This window comes from Proteus myxofaciens ATCC 19692 (assembly GCF_001654855.1).
Taxonomy (GTDB): domain Bacteria; phylum Pseudomonadota; class Gammaproteobacteria; order Enterobacterales; family Enterobacteriaceae; genus Proteus; species Proteus myxofaciens.
On sequence record NZ_LXEN01000139.1, the window covers coordinates 23213 to 40456 of the forward strand.

Annotated in this window: 14 protein-coding genes and 1 pseudogene; 5 read left to right on the forward strand and 10 right to left on the reverse strand. The window is 37.7% G+C overall.

Going from position 1 to position 17244, the window contains the following annotated elements; translation table 11 throughout:
• Nucleotides 1-172: 172 nt before the first annotated feature.
• From artM to M983_RS14020, 6 genes are all read right to left on the reverse strand, one after another.
• A complete protein-coding gene (artM, locus tag M983_RS13995) occupies nt 173-841 on the reverse strand; it encodes an arginine ABC transporter permease ArtM (RefSeq protein WP_066752169.1) in 669 nt (222 codons plus the stop codon).
• Entirely contained in the window at nt 841-1545 is a 705-nt protein-coding gene (gene artQ / locus M983_RS14000) for an arginine ABC transporter permease ArtQ (protein WP_066752172.1), read from the reverse strand. Before artQ ends, artM begins: the two co-directional genes overlap by 1 nt.
• A 31-nt stretch (nt 1546-1576) precedes the next feature.
• Complete coding sequence (gene artJ / locus M983_RS14005; RefSeq protein WP_066752180.1) at nt 1577-2311, reverse strand: arginine ABC transporter substrate-binding protein; 735 nt, start codon at nt 2309-2311, stop codon at nt 1577-1579.
• 20 nt (nt 2312-2331) lie between these two features.
• Nucleotides 2332-3060, reverse strand: coding sequence for an arginine ABC transporter ATP-binding protein ArtP (gene artP / locus M983_RS14010; protein WP_066752248.1), 729 nt, complete (start codon nt 3058-3060; stop codon nt 2332-2334).
• A 113-nt stretch (nt 3061-3173) separates the two neighbouring features.
• Nucleotides 3174-4628 carry a DUF2867 domain-containing protein gene (locus tag M983_RS14015; protein ID WP_066752183.1) on the reverse strand — a complete coding sequence of 485 codons (1455 nt, stop codon included), beginning with the start codon at nt 4626-4628 and terminating at the stop codon, nt 3174-3176.
• Between the two features lie 48 nt (nt 4629-4676).
• Nucleotides 4677-5579, reverse strand: coding sequence for a LysO family transporter (locus M983_RS14020; RefSeq protein WP_066752185.1), 903 nt, complete (start codon nt 5577-5579; stop codon nt 4677-4679).
• Nucleotides 5580-5919: 340 nt separating this feature from the next.
• Between M983_RS14020 and M983_RS14025 the strand changes: the two genes are divergently transcribed.
• The 3 genes and pseudogenes from M983_RS14025 (at nt 5920) to macB (ending at nt 10789) form a co-directional block, all read left to right on the forward strand.
• On the forward strand, nt 5920-7593 hold the full coding sequence (locus M983_RS14025) for an ATP-dependent nuclease (protein WP_066752189.1): 1674 nt from the start codon (nt 5920-5922) through the stop codon (nt 7591-7593).
• 144 nt (nt 7594-7737) lie between these two features.
• Nucleotides 7738-8844, forward strand: a complete 1107-nt coding sequence (gene macA, locus M983_RS14030; RefSeq protein ID WP_066752190.1) for a macrolide transporter subunit MacA — start codon at nt 7738-7740, stop codon at nt 8842-8844.
• Nucleotides 8844-10789: pseudogene (gene macB, locus M983_RS14035) on the forward strand (macrolide ABC transporter ATP-binding protein/permease MacB). The gene macA and the pseudogene macB overlap by 1 nt, the downstream one beginning before the upstream one ends.
• A gap of 171 nt (nt 10790-10960) precedes the next feature.
• On the opposite strand, the gene M983_RS14040 reads toward macB, so the two are convergent.
• Nucleotides 10961-11179, reverse strand: a complete 219-nt coding sequence (locus M983_RS14040) for a cold shock domain-containing protein (protein WP_066752192.1) — start codon at nt 11177-11179, stop codon at nt 10961-10963.
• Between the two features lie 285 nt (nt 11180-11464).
• Between M983_RS14040 and clpS the strand changes: the two genes are divergently transcribed.
• Together clpS and clpA are read left to right on the forward strand one after the other, a co-directional pair.
• Entirely contained in the window at nt 11465-11779 is a 315-nt protein-coding gene (gene clpS, locus M983_RS14045; RefSeq protein ID WP_066752195.1) for an ATP-dependent Clp protease adapter ClpS, read from the forward strand.
• A gap of 30 nt (nt 11780-11809) precedes the next feature.
• Nucleotides 11810-14101 (forward strand): ATP-dependent Clp protease ATP-binding subunit ClpA, encoded by a 2292-nt coding sequence (clpA, locus tag M983_RS14050; protein ID WP_066752198.1) that lies wholly within the window; start codon nt 11810-11812, stop codon nt 14099-14101.
• Nucleotides 14102-14251: 150 nt separating this feature from the next.
• Here the strand turns inward: clpA and infA are convergent, their stop codons facing one another.
• The 3 genes from infA to cydC form a co-directional block, all read right to left on the reverse strand.
• Nucleotides 14252-14470: a translation initiation factor IF-1 gene (gene infA, locus M983_RS14055; RefSeq protein ID WP_004244560.1), complete on the reverse strand. Its 219-nt coding sequence runs from the start codon at nt 14468-14470 to the stop codon at nt 14252-14254.
• 328 nt (nt 14471-14798) lie between these two features.
• The gene (gene aat / locus M983_RS14060) at nt 14799-15491 is read right to left on the reverse strand and encodes a leucyl/phenylalanyl-tRNA--protein transferase (protein ID WP_066752200.1); all 693 of its coding nucleotides are present in this window, start codon (nt 15489-15491) and stop codon (nt 14799-14801) included.
• A 1-nt stretch (nt 15492) separates the two neighbouring features.
• Nucleotides 15493-17244 (reverse strand): heme ABC transporter ATP-binding protein/permease CydC, encoded by a 1752-nt coding sequence (gene cydC, locus M983_RS14065; RefSeq protein ID WP_066752203.1) that lies wholly within the window; start codon nt 17242-17244, stop codon nt 15493-15495.

Genomic DNA, 17244 nt, shown 5'->3' on the forward strand with positions numbered 1-17244 from the left:
GCTAGATATATTTTGATGATAAGTCATGCAAATAAAATAACGACTATCTAAATAAGTGATACAAAAAAGACCCCATATTAAATGTTAATGTGGGGTCTTTTTTATTAATACTAGAACAATATACGTATTATTTTTTTCTTCTCTAAGAAGAAACTAAATTAAGCGTTTATTCTTAGTCTCTATATTCAAAGGCGAGGGCTTTTTTCTCTATTAATCGCATAAGCAGTGTGAGTAAACCATTTACACATAAATAAATAATTCCCGCAGCGACAAAAACCATAACATCATAACTTTGACCAAATACTTGTCGGCTATATCCCGTTAATTCAAGTAAGGTGATTGTGCTTGCTAATGATGTACTTTTAAAAATAAGCACAACTTCATTTGAATATGAGGATAAGGCGCGTTTAAATGCATAAGGTAAAATTACTCTGGCAGTTTGTAATGAGGACATACCTAATGCTTGGCAAGATTGCCATTGCCCTGACGGTATTGCTCTTACTGCACCATAAAAAAGTAATGTTGAATAAGCTGCACTATTAAGAGCTAGTGTTACCATTGCACAGAACCAAGGTGTTGATAGTAATTCCCAAATTAGTGGATATTGTTGTAATGAAGGAAATTGACCTGGTCCATAATAGACTAAGAAAAACTGCACTAATAAAGGCGTGCCCGTAAATAGAGTGATATAAGCTTTTACAATTGGCGTAATAATTGGCGTTTTTAACGCCAATATAAATGTCATTAATACCGATAAAGTAAAGGCAACCAATAAAGCAACAAAAGTTAATGATAAGCTTGTTGGTAAACCTGGTAATATATCAACAATATAATCCCACATTATGAGTTTTCCCTTTCAAAGCGAGTTGTTCTCATTTCCAACCGTTTCAGGATATATTGGCTGATTAAGGTTATCGCTAAGTATATCAGCGCGACAATACTATACCAAGTGAAGGGCTCTTGAGTTCTATTAGCAATACTTTGAGTCTGTAACATTAAATCATTCACGCTAATTAAAGAAACGAGTGCAGTATCTTTAAGTAAGACAAGCCATTGATTACCTAATCCCGGTAAAGCATGTCGCCACATTTGAGGCATGATAAAACGGAAAAATATTGTTAAGCGTCCCATACCTAATGCTTGTCCAGCTTCCCATTGCCCTGCGGGTATAGCTTTTAGTGCACCACGTAATGTTTGTGAAGCATAAGAGGCATAAAGTAAGGAAAGAGCAATAACACCACAATAGAAAGGCAGTGATTCAGTATCACCTAAATCAATTTGAAGTGTGAACGAGCCTATTTCAATGCCATCCATCAGCATCATGACACCTTGTAAAGTGCCATAATAGACAAAAAGAACCACCAGCATTTCTGGTAGTCCTCTTATTAGTGTTACCCAGCATGTTCCTAGAAAAGCAAAGGCTTTCCATCGCGCAGATTCCCAAGCTGTAAAAATCATAGCAAGGATTAAACCAATAATTAGCGCTGAAATAGCAAGTGAAACCGTGGTTACGGCAGCACTTGCTAGAGTTGTTATTTCATTCATCTAGTAAACTATTATTGTTATTGAAATATCGTTATTCAAACCATTTTTTATAGATAACATCATAAGTGCCATCAGCTTTTACTTCTGCTAATGCTTTATTTAATTTATCTTGTAAATTTGTATTACCTTTTCTTACTGCAATAGCAAGACCAGTTCCAAAGTAGTTAGGATCGGTAATACGTTCACCAACCACACTTAGTTCAGGATTCTTTTTCAGCCACTCATTTACCACGGCAGTATCACCGAAAATGCCTTGAATACGACCATTTTTCAGATCTAATACCGCATTTTGATAGCTATCATAAGGTACTGTTTTCATGTCCTTATGTTGTTCGTTAATATATTTCTGATGCGTTGTACCGTTTTGTACACCAATTTGCTTACCTTTTAAATCAGCAACATCGGAAATTTTATCTGCAACTGTAATAAATACAGCGGAGTTATCGTAATAAGAGTCAGTAAAATCAACTTGTTTTTGGCGCTCAGGCGTAATATCAATACCAGCCATCAACGCTTCAAAACGACGATATTTTAAGCTAGGAATTAAGCTGTCGAATGATTGGTTAGTAAAAGTACATTCTGCTTTAATTTTTTCGCACATAGCATTGGCGAGATCGACGTCAAATCCGACAATTTGGTTATTAGCATCGACCATTTCAAATGGGGGATAAGTTGCTTCAGTAGCAAAACGGATAGTTTCTTTTTCAGCTGCGGTTGCATAAAGAGTGACGCTTGCTAGAAGTGCTGCAAATACGATTTTTTTCATTGTCAGATCCCGTTTTAGATTTAGTGTGACAAATAATTAGCAAAAGCTTGCGTTTGCGGAGCGATGAAATGATGGCTATCACCTTGCTCTATAATACGACCGTTTTCCATATAGACAACTTTGCTTGCTGCTTTACGCGCTATTTCAACTTCATGAGTTACAATCACTTGTGTAATACCTGTCGCTGAAAGCTCTTTAATTATATCGACTACTTGAGCTGTTATTTCTGGATCTAATGCTGCTGTTGGTTCATCAAATAAGAGAACTTGAGGTTCCATCATTAACGCTCTGGCTATAGCAACACGCTGTTGCTGGCCTCCAGATAAGTGCAACGGAAAACGTCCTGCATAATCGCTTAAACGTAAACGTTCAAGTAATTTCATGGCTTTTTCTTTTGCTTGTGGTTTTGATAAACCTAATACACGGCAAGGCGCTTCAATTAAATTATCAAGAACCGTTAAGTGTGGCCACAAATTATATTGCTGAAATACCATGCCAACATTTTGGCGTAAATTACGGATAGCTTTGGCGTTAGGTTGCTGATTAAAATCAAAATGCAAACCAGCAATGTCTAACTCACCAGAGCGAGGCATTTCTAATAAATTAAGAACTCGCATTAAAGAGCTCTTACCCGCACCGCTTGGTCCTAATAAGACCATTGTTTCACCAGCAGAGCACTCAAGATTGATATCATAGAGTGCTTGGTGCGAACCGTAGAAACAATTTATATTTTTTAATTGAATACTCATGCGATTTTTTTGAATAGTCATTAACTGATTCAAATAATAAAACGGTCAGAATAATTATGCAACTTAAACTGCATAAAAAAGTAATTTTTTACAGTTAAAACTGTTTATAATGACTATTCATTATTTTTGGGTGAATTTTTATCCAATTTAAAAGCGGTTGAGCTTATCGCTTTTGCCATACCTTTAAAAATAAATAAGTGAGCTGGCATCATGGCAAACCAATATAATAATCCGCTAAAGCCTGCAGGATGCCACCATGCTCTAACATCCAGTGATCGCAGGTTACCACTATCATGAATAGTAAAGGAAAGTCGTCCTAAACCTGGCGCTTTCATACCAAATAGTAGTGTGAGTTGCTTTTGTGGCTCAAGTTTAATGACTCGCCAGCCATCAATCATATCGCCAAGCGCTAATGTCTCACGAGATGGACGACCATAAATTACTTTATTACCTAATATGTCATCCATAATTGCGCGCGTTTTCCAAAGGCCGTTAGCATAAAAATAGCCTTGTTCTCCACCTATTTGTTGGATGGTATGCCAAAGTGCTTCTGCGCTTGCTGGCGTTGATAGAGTGTAACCTGCGTTTTTAGGATAATAACCATAACCCGGTTTCCAGCGATTGCGTACAACAGGATCGTAGCCCCAATCTTGGTTATCTAATGCTGTTTTTTCCCCATCTAACGTTTCTCTCACTGCATCATCAAAAGAAATGAGTGTTTGAGGAATTAATTTACGTAAACGTTCATCATTTGCAGGTAAATCGTATTTAAGACCTTGAATAAGCTCTTTAGCAATAGATGTTGGTACAGAGGTTATCATGCTAATAAAGCCAGCTGAGATCAAACTACCAGGAATAGGAAGTGGGATCAAAAGGCGTTTTTTACCAGAAATTTTGATAAAGCGTTCAAAAAGATTTTGATAACTGACATATTCGGGACCACCAGCATCAAAAATACGATGCTGATTAGTAGGGTGATTAATAATTTCAGTTAAATAGTAAATTAAATTTTTCAGAGCAATGGGGGATGATTTAGAACGTACCCAACGTGGTGGCGTTAATATTGGTAGGTTATACACCATATCACACATAATCTCGAAAGCCGCCGAGCCAGGACCCACTATCATTGATGCACGAATTTCGGTGACAGGTATTGAGCTTGCGCGCAACACTTCCCCTGTTAATTTTCTCGCAATAAGATGAGGAGAATATTGTTCAGTTTTATGCTGTAACGCGCTTAAAAAAACAATCTGTTTAACGTCAGTGCCTTCTAATGCATTCACGACATTAATGGCAGCTTGGCGTTCTTTTTCAACCAGATTATGAGGATCACCCATTCCATGAACGAGGTAATAAACAATATCTGTATTATTCATGACTTCTTTTAGTGTCTCAGGATTATGTAAGTCAACAAAAACACAACGTGTATTTTCCCAACCTTGAGACATCATCCAATCGATACGACGAGCACCCGCTGTGACATGATGTCCTTGTTGTATTAGCGCAGGAATAAGATTTTGACCAATATGCCCACTTGCACCAAGTACTAATATACGCTGTTGATTCATTGTTATCCCACTATAATAGACGTAATCATTTTATTGTTACTGATTTATTTATGAAGTAAAGAACGCCATCAAAATTGGCGTGATCAAACTTAAAACAAAACCATGCACGATGGCAGCAGGAATAATCGCAACACCGCCACTACGTTGTAAAACGGGTAATGTAAAATCCATTGAAGTTGAACCACAAATACCTAATGCTGTATTTCTATACCTATTCACAATAATAGGAATAAGCATAATGGCCGCAAGTTCTCGCATTAAGTCATTAAAAAAGGCGGTACTCCCGATAACAGGACCAAATGCATCAGTTAATACAATCCCTGATAATGAATACCAACCATAACCAGAAGCGATAGCAAGTCCCATTTTAGTTGGAAGACCTAATATATATGCAGCTAAAACACCACCCGCCAGAGCACTGACACCCATCACAATGGCAACCGTAGTGCCTCGTCGATTAATTAAAATTTGTTTTGGGCTCATACCACTATTACGCAGTTGTAAGCCAACCAGCCAAAGTAAGAAAATTAATGCACCTTGGCTTGCATGAGAAGCATAGTGGAAAATAGGCCATTGTGTTAACCCAACAAAAAAGCCGATAACGACAACACCACATAATTGTAAGGATTCAAGCACCATTTTTATGCGTGATGGTGGTTTAGATTGCTTATGGGCAGGCACATGCCATGGATCTTTTTTATCAAGTAGCCATAAACATAATAAATTAGCACCAAAGGTACAAAAAAAGAAAACACTGGCATAAAACAGGATAGAAACGAGATTTTCACCAATATTATCTAACATGGCTAAGCTAACACCCATTAAAAATAAGATAACGTAGACCATCGCACTGAGTAGGCGATTTGCAATCTTAAGTAATGGGAGATTATTTAACTTAATCAAATATCCCACAAAAAGAGGAAGTAGGATAATCAATAACCCTGACAGCATGTCTATTCCTTACTGAGTGTTTTCAAAAATTATAAAATATACTAATAACAGAAGGCTCAATATAACATTTACTAATGATATTGTAGATATCGAAATGAAGATAAGTTGAAAATATTTATTGGAAAAAGAAAAAGTTTAGCACGATTAGAAATTAGTAACCTAAACCACTTTAAAATAAATGTGTTAATGATATATCGCATAGTTGCGTAAATTTTCTTACGGTTATCATCAACTATGATTTAATAGAAAATATGATTAAGCTAAATTATCAATTGATTAAGTTGAGTATTTAAGAGAAAAACATAAATTAGCGCCTTATTCATCATCAACGAGGGAACTTATGTATTTAGAAAGAGTGGAGATAGCAGGGTTTCGAGGGCTTAACCGTCTCTCATTACCCCTTGATATGAATACCGTTTTAGTTGGTGAGAATGCATGGGGTAAAACGTCATTACTTGATGCGTTAACATTATGTTTAGGTGTTGATACTTACCAATATAATTTTACTGCTGATGATTTTCATCGTTTGCCTAACGAGCCTGAAAACAGCAAAAAAAATCTACAAATCATTCTAACCTTTACTGAATCTCGTCCTGGTCGCCATCACTCTTTTCGCTTTCAAAAATTAGCCCCTATCTGGGTTGAAAATGGCGATGAATTAAAGCACATCTATTACCGAATTAGTGCAGAGTTAGATGAACAGCAAAATGTGAAAACATTTCGATATTTCCTTGATAAAGAAGGTAAGCAAATTCGTTTGCCTAATGGGCAAACTCAAGAAATTATTGCTGAAATTGTACGGCTTTATCCTGTATTACGCTTACAAGATGCACGCTTTATTCGTAATCTCACAACAGAAGTGATTGAGCCTAAAAATAAGCCCTATCGTGAAGCTTTTAATAGCAGAATGAGTGATCTAACTGAAGCCTTAGTCAATAACCCAAATGAATTATCAGATGCTGATTTACGTGAAGGGTTAGAAGCAATGGAGCAACTATTAAGTCACTATTTTGCCAATAGTGGGGCTTTGCTGTTTAAATCACATCATCATAAACATAAAACGAATGAACCTCATCTTCGTGGTTGGAATGCACTAGAGAATATAAATAAAGTGCTCGCAAAACCTAATCAGCGTAATATTCGTTTAATTATTTTGGGTATGTTTTCTTCGATTTTACAATCTCGTGGTAGTGTGGCGCTTGATAGGTATGCTAGACCGATTGTGATTGTTGAAAACCCAGAAACACGATTACATCCTATTATGCTTTCTGTTGCATGGGGATTATTAAATCTTTTCTCACTACAACGCATTACTACAACGAATTCCGGCGAATTATTGTCCTTAGCACCATTACAAAGTGTTTGTCGTTTAGTCCGAGATACCGATAAAGTCGCCGCTTACCGCATTGGTGAAAGACAACTTCATGCTGATGAAGAGCGACGAATTTCTTTTCATATTCGTTATAATCGTCCCTCAGCACTTTTTGCTCGTTGCTGGCTATTAGTTGAAGGTGAGACAGAAATCTGGTTAATGAATGAATTAGCAAGACAATGTAGCTATTTTTTTGAAGCTGAAGGCGTAAAAGTGATTGAGTTCGCCCAATGTGGTCTTAAGCCACTATTAAAGTATGCCACATTAATGGGCATAGAATGGCATACCTTAGTTGATGGCGATGAAGCAGGTAAGAAATATGCCGCGACAGTGAAAGAATTCGCGACAAAGCGAAATGATGCGCAAAGAGATAGACTTACGCGCTTACCTGCGGTCGATATGGAACATTTTCTTTATAAAGAAGGTTTTCGCCATGTTTATCATGAAGTGGCAGGTATTCCTGATAATGAGAAATGGCCAACTCGTCGAGTGATTATCAAAGCCATTCAGCGTTCTTCAAAACCCGATCTTGCACTAACCGTCGCAAATAATGCGGCTAAACGAGGCGTCGACGCTATCCCTTCTTTGCTAAAAAGCATGTTTTCTCGAGTTGCTTGGCTAGCAAGAGGTAAAGCTAATTAAACCTTAACAAAATACGCTTTAAATCAGAGAGTGCTTAGTTTGAATCTTATCAATCTGTCGTTATAAGGATGAAAAATTGTTTTTATAACGACAGCATGTATAAATTTTTCAATGTGTTTAATATTAATATAAGAAGGATGTTTCATGGCTTTTTTTCCTTTAAAAAAGCGAGGGAAGGTTGTTGCCCTTATTTTAATTGTTGCTGTTGTTGCAACCTATTTTTTCTGGCCTAAAGAAAAACTACCCACTTATCAAACACAAACCATTACACGTGGTGAACTTTCTAAAGAAGTTTCTGCTACAGGTAAATTGGATGCAGTAAGACAAGTTGATGTTGGTGCTCAGGTCAGTGGCCAGTTACAAACTCTTTTTGTGAAAGAAGGCGATGTAGTCAAAAAAGGTGATTTATTAGCGATTATTGATCCTAAAAAAGCACAAAATGATGTGACTGAATTTCAAGAAACAAATAATGAGCTAAATGCCAATTTACGACAGGCGAAAGCGGAATTGCATTTGGCTCAATTAACTTATCAACGTCAATTAAAGTTGATTAGTTCCCGTGTGATATCACAAGATGAGCTTGATCGCGCTAAAACAGAAGTGGATGTAAAAAGTGCGCGTGTTGCTACCTATGAAGCACAAATTAAGAAAAATAGTGCTTCATTAGATACGGCAAAAACAAATCTACAATACACGCGTATTACGGCACCTATGGATGGTGTTGTGACTTTTATCAAAACGTTAGAAGGTCAAACCGTGATTGCGGCGCAAGAAGCACCCACCATTCTTACACTCGCTGATTTAGATACGATGTTGGTAAAAGCGGAAGTGTCAGAAGCTGACGTTATTTATTTAAAACCTGATTTAAGTGCCTCCTTTACTGTATTAGGTGCGCCTGATAAAGCGTTTAACGGTAAATTAAAAGACATTTTGCCAAAGCCTGAAAAAATTAATGATGCCATTTTTTACTATGCACGTTTTGAAGTTCCTAATGATCAACATTTATTACGCTTACAAATGACAGCCCAAGTAAAAATTTTAGTTGAAAACAAAAAAAATATCTTACTGGTGCCACTTTCTGCATTAGGTGAAGAGGTGGGAGTTAACGAATATAATGTCGACGTTTTAGTGAATGGCAAACCAGAGAAGCGCACTGTTAAAATTGGTATACGTACTGATGTTTCAGCTGAAGTGCTTAGTGGATTAAATGAAAATGATAACGTAATCCTCGGTGAGATAGAGGAGTCATAATGTCTGCATTATTGGAACTAAATAACGTCAGTCGTGCTTATAGCAATGGTGAAGAAGAAACAATTGTTCTTAATAAAGTCTCATTAAGCATTAATGCGGGTGAGATGGTCGCTATTATCGGTGCATCAGGCTCTGGTAAATCTACACTTATGAATATTTTAGGGTGTTTAGATAAACCAAGCAGTGGTGAATACAAAGTTGCAGGCCAAAATATTGCAAAAATGGAAAGTGACCAACTTGCGGCGCTACGTCGTGAGCACTTTGGCTTTATTTTCCAACGCTACCATCTGATGACGCATTTAACTGCTGAACAAAATGTTGAAATTCCAGCAATTTATGCAGATAAAAACAAAGGTGAGCGTAAAGAACGTGCTCGCCAATTATTAACACGCTTAGGATTGGGTGAGCGTGTTGATTATCGACCTAGTCAACTTTCAGGTGGGCAACAGCAACGTGTCAGTATTGCTAGGGCTCTAATGAATGGTGGTGAAGTTATTCTTGCTGATGAGCCAACAGGTGCATTAGATAGTCATTCTGGTAAAGAAGTCATGGCTATTCTTAAGCAATTAAATGAACAAGGTCACACGGTTATTATCGTAACTCATGATCCATTAATTGCTCAGCAAGCTGATCGCATTATTGAAATTAAAGATGGTGAAATAATTAATGATAATCACCATCAATCAACGATACACAAGCCACGTAATGAAAAAAAAGAGGCATCTTCCTCTTCTTACGTTGGCCAAATAATAGGGCGTTTTACACAAGCACTTGATATGGCTTGGCGAGCAATGGTCGTGAATAAAACGCGCACATTGCTTACTATGCTGGGCATTATTATAGGTATTGCTTCTGTGGTTACTATTATTGTTATTGGTGATGCCGCAAAAAGCATGGTGCTGTCAGATATCAAAGCAATAGGCACTAATACCATTGATATTTATCCAGGTAAAGATATCGGAAGTGATTCACCTGAAGATAGACAAGCGCTCACCATTCAAGATGTATATGCACTTAAAAAACAGCCTTATATTGATGCTGTGACGCCAGATGTACAATTTAGTACACGCTTAAGACTTGGCAACCAAGATTCACCAGCTATTATTTATGGTGTTAGTGATGATTATTTTCGTGTTTATGCTATGAAATTTGCTCAAGGTCGAACATTTTCACCTGATATGATCCATCGACAATCGCAAGTTGTGGTTATAGATGAAAATACCAAAAATCGCTTTTTTCCTACTAAAAAAACGTAATTGGTGAGGAAATTATTATTCGTAACATTCCTTCGACAATTATTGGTGTTGTGAAGCAACAAAAATCAGCCTTTGGTAATAGCAAATCACTAAGAGTGTGGATACCTTATAGTACGCTCAATAGTCGTATATTAAATCGCCCATATCTTGATAGCATCACAGTAAAAGCGAAAGAAGGGTATGATTCTTCTATTGCAGAACAGCAAATTATTCGCCTGCTTACTATTAGGCATGGCAAGAAAGATGTATTTACTTTTAACATTGATAGTTTTGTCAAAGCCGCCGAAAAAACGACACAAACAATGCAACTATTCTTAACTTTAGTTGCTGTTATTTCTCTGATTGTTGGTGGTATTGGTGTAATGAATATTATGCTGGTATCTGTAACTGAAAGAACAAGAGAAATTGGTATTAGGATGGCCGTGGGTGCAAGAGCAAGTGATGTTATGCAACAATTCCTTATCGAGTCTGTTTTGGTATGTTTAGTAGGGGGCGTTTTAGGTATTGCTCTCTCATTTGGTTTAGCAATGATTGCAAGTTATATGCTACCAAATTGGAATTTTGTCTTTCATCCAATAGCTTTAGTTAGTGCTTTTGCGTGTTCTACTGCCATTGGTGTTATTTTCGGATTTTTACCTGCAAGAAGTGCAGCTAAAATGAATCCTATTGATGCCTTAGCGCGAGAGTAATATTGTTTTATTGACAATGTGACTTGAAATAAGAAGTAAAAGCCCTCACTTCATTCCATGAACATGACAATAATCGTGTTGTGTTATTGGAATGAATGAGGCGCGTAAATGATCAAAAAGAGAGATAAACTTTTATAATCAGCGTTTAAATAAAGAAGGTTCGTGCTGTATTTACTCATTTTGTTCAATAATCGGAATGATTACCTCAGCATGATCGCCTTTAGGGCCTTTTATAGTGCTATAACTGACTTTTTGCCCCGCTTTTAGTGTGCGATAGCCTTCCATCCTAATGGATGAATGATGAGCAAACACATCTTCGCCACCTTCAATTGGGGTAATAAAACCAAAGCCTTTCGCGTTGTTGAACCACTTAACTGTACCTGTTTCCATACTTAGCTTCTCTTATATACCTGTCTCTATTTAGCATTACCATCAGTATATTTACTGAGTTGTTCATAAAATATACTCTAACGTATTGTTTGAATCGTCAAGTAGATAAACAAAGAGAAAGTGTTTTGGTAAGATAAAATTTTGATGTAGCTAACGCTTTGTTATTTATTTCTGTGTAAAAAACGGGAATAAAAAACCATTGATAGGCACTCTTTCCTATGAGATGGTAAACTAAATGTCATAATCGATGAAGACGTTTAACAAACCGATGAGTAATGCAAAATAATGGGTCAGTTTGATTTTTTAACAGAAACCACGTTAGAGGATAAAGTCAGCCAATTAAATGAGCCACCGCCGATGTATAAGGTGATCTTGAATAATGACGATTACACTCCTATGGATTTTGTTGTAGAAGTATTAACGATGTATTTTTTCCTAAATGAGGAAAAGGCCACTCAGATTATGTTGGACGTTCATCATAAGGGAAAGGGAGTTTGTGGGGTTTACAGTGCGGATATTGCTGAAACAAAAGTAACACAAGTGAATCTTTACGCAAGAGAAAATGGACATCCACTATTGTGTACTCTTGAAAAAGCATAGTCCGATAAGTCTTTTAAGGAGGAGGTGCTTATGCTTAATCACGAATTAGAGCTGAGTCTTAATGTAGCATTTGCTAAAGCCCGTGATAACAGACACGAATTTATGACTGTAGAGCACCTGTTGCTAGCGCTATTGAGCAATAAGTCAGCGCGCGAAGCATTGGAAGCTTGTAAAGTCGATTTATCCGTCTTACGCGAAGAGTTAGACGTTTTTATTCGTAAAACAACACCTATATTACCTGAGAATATTGAAAGAGAGACACAACCCACACTGAGTTTTCAACGAGTATTACAACGTGCGGTATTTCATGTTCAGTCATCAGGCAAAAATGAAGTTTCAGGTGCCAATGTGCTTGTCGCTATTTTCAGTGAACAAGAATCTCATGCTGCGTATCTTTTACGTAAACATGATGTGAGTCGTCTTGATGTTGTTAATTTTATTTCTCACGGTATTTTAAAAGACGAACAGTCAAATGATGACGCTTCTGATATGGGTGATATAAATGGACAATCTCAACAAGAGATGGTCCAAGGCGAAGATCATATTGATAACTTTACGACAAACCTGAATCAACTTGCTCGCCAAGGTAAAATTGACCCATTAATTGGGCGTCAGGCTGAGCTAGAAAGAACAATTCAAGTACTTTGCCGTCGTCGTAAAAATAACCCACTTTTAGTGGGTGAATCCGGTGTTGGTAAAACAGCCATCGCTGAAGGCCTCGCTTGGCGCATCGAGAAAAACGATGTGCCTGATGTCATGAAAGGCTATACCCTTTATTCATTAGATATTGGCTCATTATTAGCGGGTACAAAATATCGTGGTGACTTTGAGAAACGTTTCAAAGCGTTACTTAAAACATTAGAAAAAGATGAAAAAAGTATACTATTCATTGATGAAATTCATACCATTATTGGTGCAGGAGCCGCTTCTGGTGGTCAGGTTGACGCGGCTAACTTAATTAAGCCTCTGCTTTCTGGCGGTCGTATCCGTGTTATAGGATCAACAACATACCAAGAGTTTAGTCATATTTTTGAGAAAGACAGAGCACTCGCTCGCCGTTTTCAAAAAATCGATGTCTCAGAGCCTTCTGTTGATGATACCGTTCTAATTATCAAAGGATTACGTCAACGATATGAAGCACATCATGATGTCCGTTATACTAATAAAGCGATTCAGGCTGCTGTTGATTTATCAGTAAAATACATCACTGATAGGCATTTACCAGATAAAGCTATTGATGTTATAGATGAAGCTGGCGCGAGAACTCGTTTAATTGCACCAAGTAAACGTAAGAAAACGATTAATGTCTCAGATATTGAATCTGTTGTAGCAAAAATTGCTAGAATTCCTGAAAAAACGGTTTCTAGTAGTGATAAATCAATGCTGAAAAATTTAGATAACCAGCTAAAAATGTTGGTATTTGGTCAAGACCAAGCTATCAATGCATTATCTGAATCTATCAAAATGAGTCGTGCTGGTTTAGGCCAAGATAATAAACCTGTTGGTTCATTCTTATTTGCAGGCCCTACAGGGGTTGGTAAAACAGAAGTGACTGTTCAACTTGCTAAGGCATTGAATGTTAAGTTACTTCGTTTTGATATGTCTGAATATATGGAAAGGCATACGGTAAGTCGCTTAATTGGTGCGCCTCCTGGTTATGTTGGTTTTGATCAAGGTGGGTTACTCACTGATGCTGTGATTAAAAATCCGTATTCAGTGGTATTACTTGATGAAATAGAAAAAGCGCATCCTGATGTGTTTAATATTCTATTACAAGTGATGGATAATGGTACGCTGACAGACAATAACGGCCGAAAAGCTGATTTCCGTAACGTTATTCTTGTGATGACAACTAATGCCGGTGTTCGTGAAACACAACGTAAATCTATCGGTTTTACTGAGCAAGATAACAGTACTGATGCGATGGTGGAAATCAAAAAGGCCTTTTCACCTGAATTCCGTAACCGCTTAGATAGCATTATTTGGTTCAACTCACTATCACCAGATATCATTTCTATGGTCGTTGATAAGTTTATTGTTGAGCTACAAGTCCAGTTAGATGACAAAGGTGTTTCACTTGAAGTTAGCCAAGAGGCACGCCAATGGCTGAGTGAAAAAGGTTACGATAAAGCCATGGGTGCAAGACCAATGGCGCGAGTTATTCAAGATAATCTGAAAAAACCATTAGCCAATGAAATTTTATTTGGCACATTAGTCAACGGTGGTTCCGTTTCTGTCACGCTTGATAGTAAAGCAAATAAACTAAATTATGCGTTTTTAAACGAAGAAAAACGCGCTAAGAATGAAGATGCCGTTACCTAATAGGTAGCGGTTCCTTAATCAATCTATAAACGCTTTTTCTAAAAAATAGACACCACAGGTGCGCATTAATAAATGCGTTGCCTGTGGTGTTTTTTTCACCCAAATTATAGCATATCTAAATATTGCAATAGTGGGAGCGAAAGAGGGAGATCAACGGCTACGGAAGATGATACGGCCTTTGCTCAGGTCATATGGGGTCAGCTCAACGGTAACCTTGTCGCCTGTCAGGATACGAATATAGTTTTTACGCATTTTTCCTGAGATATGAGCGGTAACGACGTGTCCGTTTTCTAATTCTACGCGGAACATCGTGTTTGGCAGAGTATCAAGTACAGTGCCCTGCATTTCAATGTTGTCTTCTTTGGCCATCTAATCCTCTAAGTTTTAATAACCATATTTTTTAAACGGCAAGATAATGCCGAAAATATTGTCTTATGTAAAGGAATGTTATTGGATAGCGAAGTGCTTAACTTTGCTATTGTGACTAACATCCTTACTATTACTCGCGTTTTACTTGCTTAATAGCATAAGTAATAACAGAAGTAATAATTCTTAATTTCGTAGTTTTACTAAACAAAACCACGATAACACCCAAACCATATTCTGGATGTAATTGCTAAAACGTTTGTTTACACTACGCAGTGAGAGACTCATTTGTGTGGTTAAACAAAATGGGCTTTATAAAAATAAGCAATGATTATAATTCCAACGATTGCTGATACCAACACTTTTTATCAACAATCACTTTTTTCCAACGAGATAGTGCAGATAAATAGTTTTCTCGTGTTATTTCAATCGCACCTAATGAAGCCGTATGGGAGTTTAACACCTGACAATCAAATAGTTGACCCCCATAACGCAGAAAATGGTTATAAAAAGCAATAAACGCGCATTTAGAGGCATTATCTTTACGGCTAAACATCGATTCACCACAAAAGATAGCGCCAATATTGACACCATATAACCCACCCACAAGCTCAGTTCCAAGCCATACTTCTACAGAATGAGCCTCACCTTGTTGATGCAGCGCTTCATAGCCTGATTTAATATCTTCACCAATCCATGTGCCTTCATCACGAACTGAACATGCTTTAATAACAGAAGAAAATGCACGATTCAATGTGATTTGATAAGGCTGGTGACGTAAAAATTTACGTAATGTACGACCTACATGTAGTGAACCCGCAGTAAGCACAGCACGAGGATCAGGAGACCACCATAAAGGTTCTTCATAAGGAAGATACCAAGGAAAGATACCTGATTGATAAGCTACACGTAAACGAGCAGGGGAGATATCTCCCCCGATCGCAAGTAAGCCATTTGGCTCTTTTAAAGCCAAATGAGGTTCAGGAAAATCGACATCGTTATCATCAAGCTGAAACAATGGCATATTATTCTTCTTGAACAGCGTGTGAAAATACTTGTCTTTGATGGAATTTCGCATATTGCCCTTGTTGTTGCATTAGGGCTGCGTGTGTTCCTGTTTCTATAATCTCGCCACCGTCCATCACACAAATTTTATCCATTTTATCTAATCCATGAAGTCGGTGCGTTATCATCAATACTGTTTTACCTTGGCAATGATGATGAAGTAAAGCGAGGATCTGCTGTTCAGTATCGGCATCAAGGCCCTCTGTCGGCTCATCAAGCAACACAAGAGGTGCATTATGCAATAGTGCCCTTGCAATACCTAACCGACGCTGTTCTCCACCAGAGAGCTGTCTACCGCCATCCCCCATCCATGCATTTAAGCCTTCATCATTATCAAGTAGTTGCTCAAGCCCGACTTGATGAAGTACATGTTCTAATTCTTCGTCTGTTGCATTTGCTTTTGCCATAATTAAGTTTTCTCTTAATGTATGACTAAAAACATGAACACGCTGAGGAACGACCGACATCATAGCACGCAATGTTGCCTCATCATATTCAGTAATAGGCATATTATTCAATATAATATTGCCTTTAGTACAATCAAATGCGCGGTTTATCAATTGTAGTAATGTTGATTTACCACATCCTGTTTTACCTAATAATGCAACATGTTGCCCTGACTCGATATGTACATTTACATGATTGAGAACCTGTAACGGTTGCTCAGGGTAAGTAAAGCAGACATCGTTAATTGCTAATGAGGCTTGAGTGATCAATTCTCCACCTTTAACAGGAAAAGTGACATCAGGTTTTTGCTCAATCAGATGCGAAATACGTGTAGCAGATGCCATAACTTGACCTAAATGCTGAAAAGCAACAGTCACCGGTGCTAGTGATTCAAAAGCGGCTAATGCACAGAATGTAAATAGTGCAATTAAGGCTTCTGGCATATAGTGACTTTCAATACCATCAGCCGCTAACCATAGAATTAAGGTCGCTGTTAATCCTGAGGCAAGGATCATAAGTGATTGTGATAATCCAGTTAAATTAGCTTGCTGTGCTTGTCTATGTAGCCATTTATCTTCAAGATGCGCTAAGTTTTGCCTAAAACGAGGCAGTGCTCCAAAAATGGTTAATTCGGCTTGACCTTGAAGCATACTGGTTAATAGTGTGCGATATTGGCCACGTAAATCAGTTAAGTCGCGACCTATCGGCTTACCTGCGTAATAAAAAATAAAAGGTAACACAATCAACAAGGTCAGCATAATGCCACCCAGTATATTTGCTAGGCGAGCATCAATTAAACCTAGACCAAACATAATGGTCATTATGACGACAAAAGCGGCAATAATAGGAGAGATAACACGAATATAGAGATGATCGAGTGTTTCGACATCAGCCACTAAACGATTTAACACCTCACCTTGACGAAAACGGGCAATTCCACCAGGAGAAAGGGGCAGTATTTTTTTAAAGGTAAATACGCGTAAATGTGACAGTACACGAAATGTCGCATCATGACTAACTAATCTTTCAAAATAACGTCCTGCTGTACGAAAAATAGCAGCACCGCGCACCCCTGCAGCGGGTAACATATAGTTAAAACTATAAACACCTGCAAATCCAGCTAACGACGTTCCTGCTAAAAACCAGCCTGAAAGTGTCAACAGCCCAATACTGGCAAGTAATGTTAAAATCGCAAGAATAATACCTAGCAATAACATAAACCAGTGGCGACGATAGAGGGCAAGAAAAGGAAGCAATACTCTCAT

Excerpts from the sequence above, each read along its gene's own strand:
- artM (WP_066752169.1), bottom strand. The coding sequence starts at position 841 with ATGTGGGATTATATTGTTGATATATTACCAGGTTTACCAACAAGCTTA.
- artQ (WP_066752172.1), bottom strand. The coding sequence starts at position 1,545 with ATGAATGAAATAACAACTCTAGCAAGTGCTGCCGTAACCACGGTTTCA.
- artJ (WP_066752180.1), bottom strand. The coding sequence starts at position 2,311 with ATGAAAAAAATCGTATTTGCAGCACTTCTAGCAAGCGTCACTCTTTAT.
- artP (WP_066752248.1), bottom strand. The coding sequence starts at position 3,060 with ATGAGTATTCAATTAAAAAATATAAATTGTTTCTACGGTTCGCACCAA.
- M983_RS14015 (WP_066752183.1), bottom strand. The coding sequence starts at position 4,628 with ATGAATCAACAGCGTATATTAGTACTTGGTGCAAGTGGGCATATTGGT.
- M983_RS14020 (WP_066752185.1), bottom strand. The coding sequence starts at position 5,579 with ATGCTGTCAGGGTTATTGATTATCCTACTTCCTCTTTTTGTGGGATAT.
- M983_RS14025 (WP_066752189.1), top strand. The coding sequence starts at position 5,920 with ATGTATTTAGAAAGAGTGGAGATAGCAGGGTTTCGAGGGCTTAACCGT.
- macA (WP_066752190.1), top strand. The coding sequence starts at position 7,738 with ATGGCTTTTTTTCCTTTAAAAAAGCGAGGGAAGGTTGTTGCCCTTATT.
- M983_RS14040 (WP_066752192.1), bottom strand. The coding sequence starts at position 11,179 with ATGGAAACAGGTACAGTTAAGTGGTTCAACAACGCGAAAGGCTTTGGT.
- clpS (WP_066752195.1), top strand. The coding sequence starts at position 11,465 with ATGGGTCAGTTTGATTTTTTAACAGAAACCACGTTAGAGGATAAAGTC.
- clpA (WP_066752198.1), top strand. The coding sequence starts at position 11,810 with ATGCTTAATCACGAATTAGAGCTGAGTCTTAATGTAGCATTTGCTAAA.
- infA (WP_004244560.1), bottom strand. The coding sequence starts at position 14,470 with ATGGCCAAAGAAGACAACATTGAAATGCAGGGCACTGTACTTGATACT.
- aat (WP_066752200.1), bottom strand. The coding sequence starts at position 15,491 with ATGCCATTGTTTCAGCTTGATGATAACGATGTCGATTTTCCTGAACCT.
- cydC (WP_066752203.1), bottom strand. The coding sequence starts at position 17,244 with ATGAGAGTATTGCTTCCTTTTCTTGCCCTCTATCGTCGCCACTGGTTT.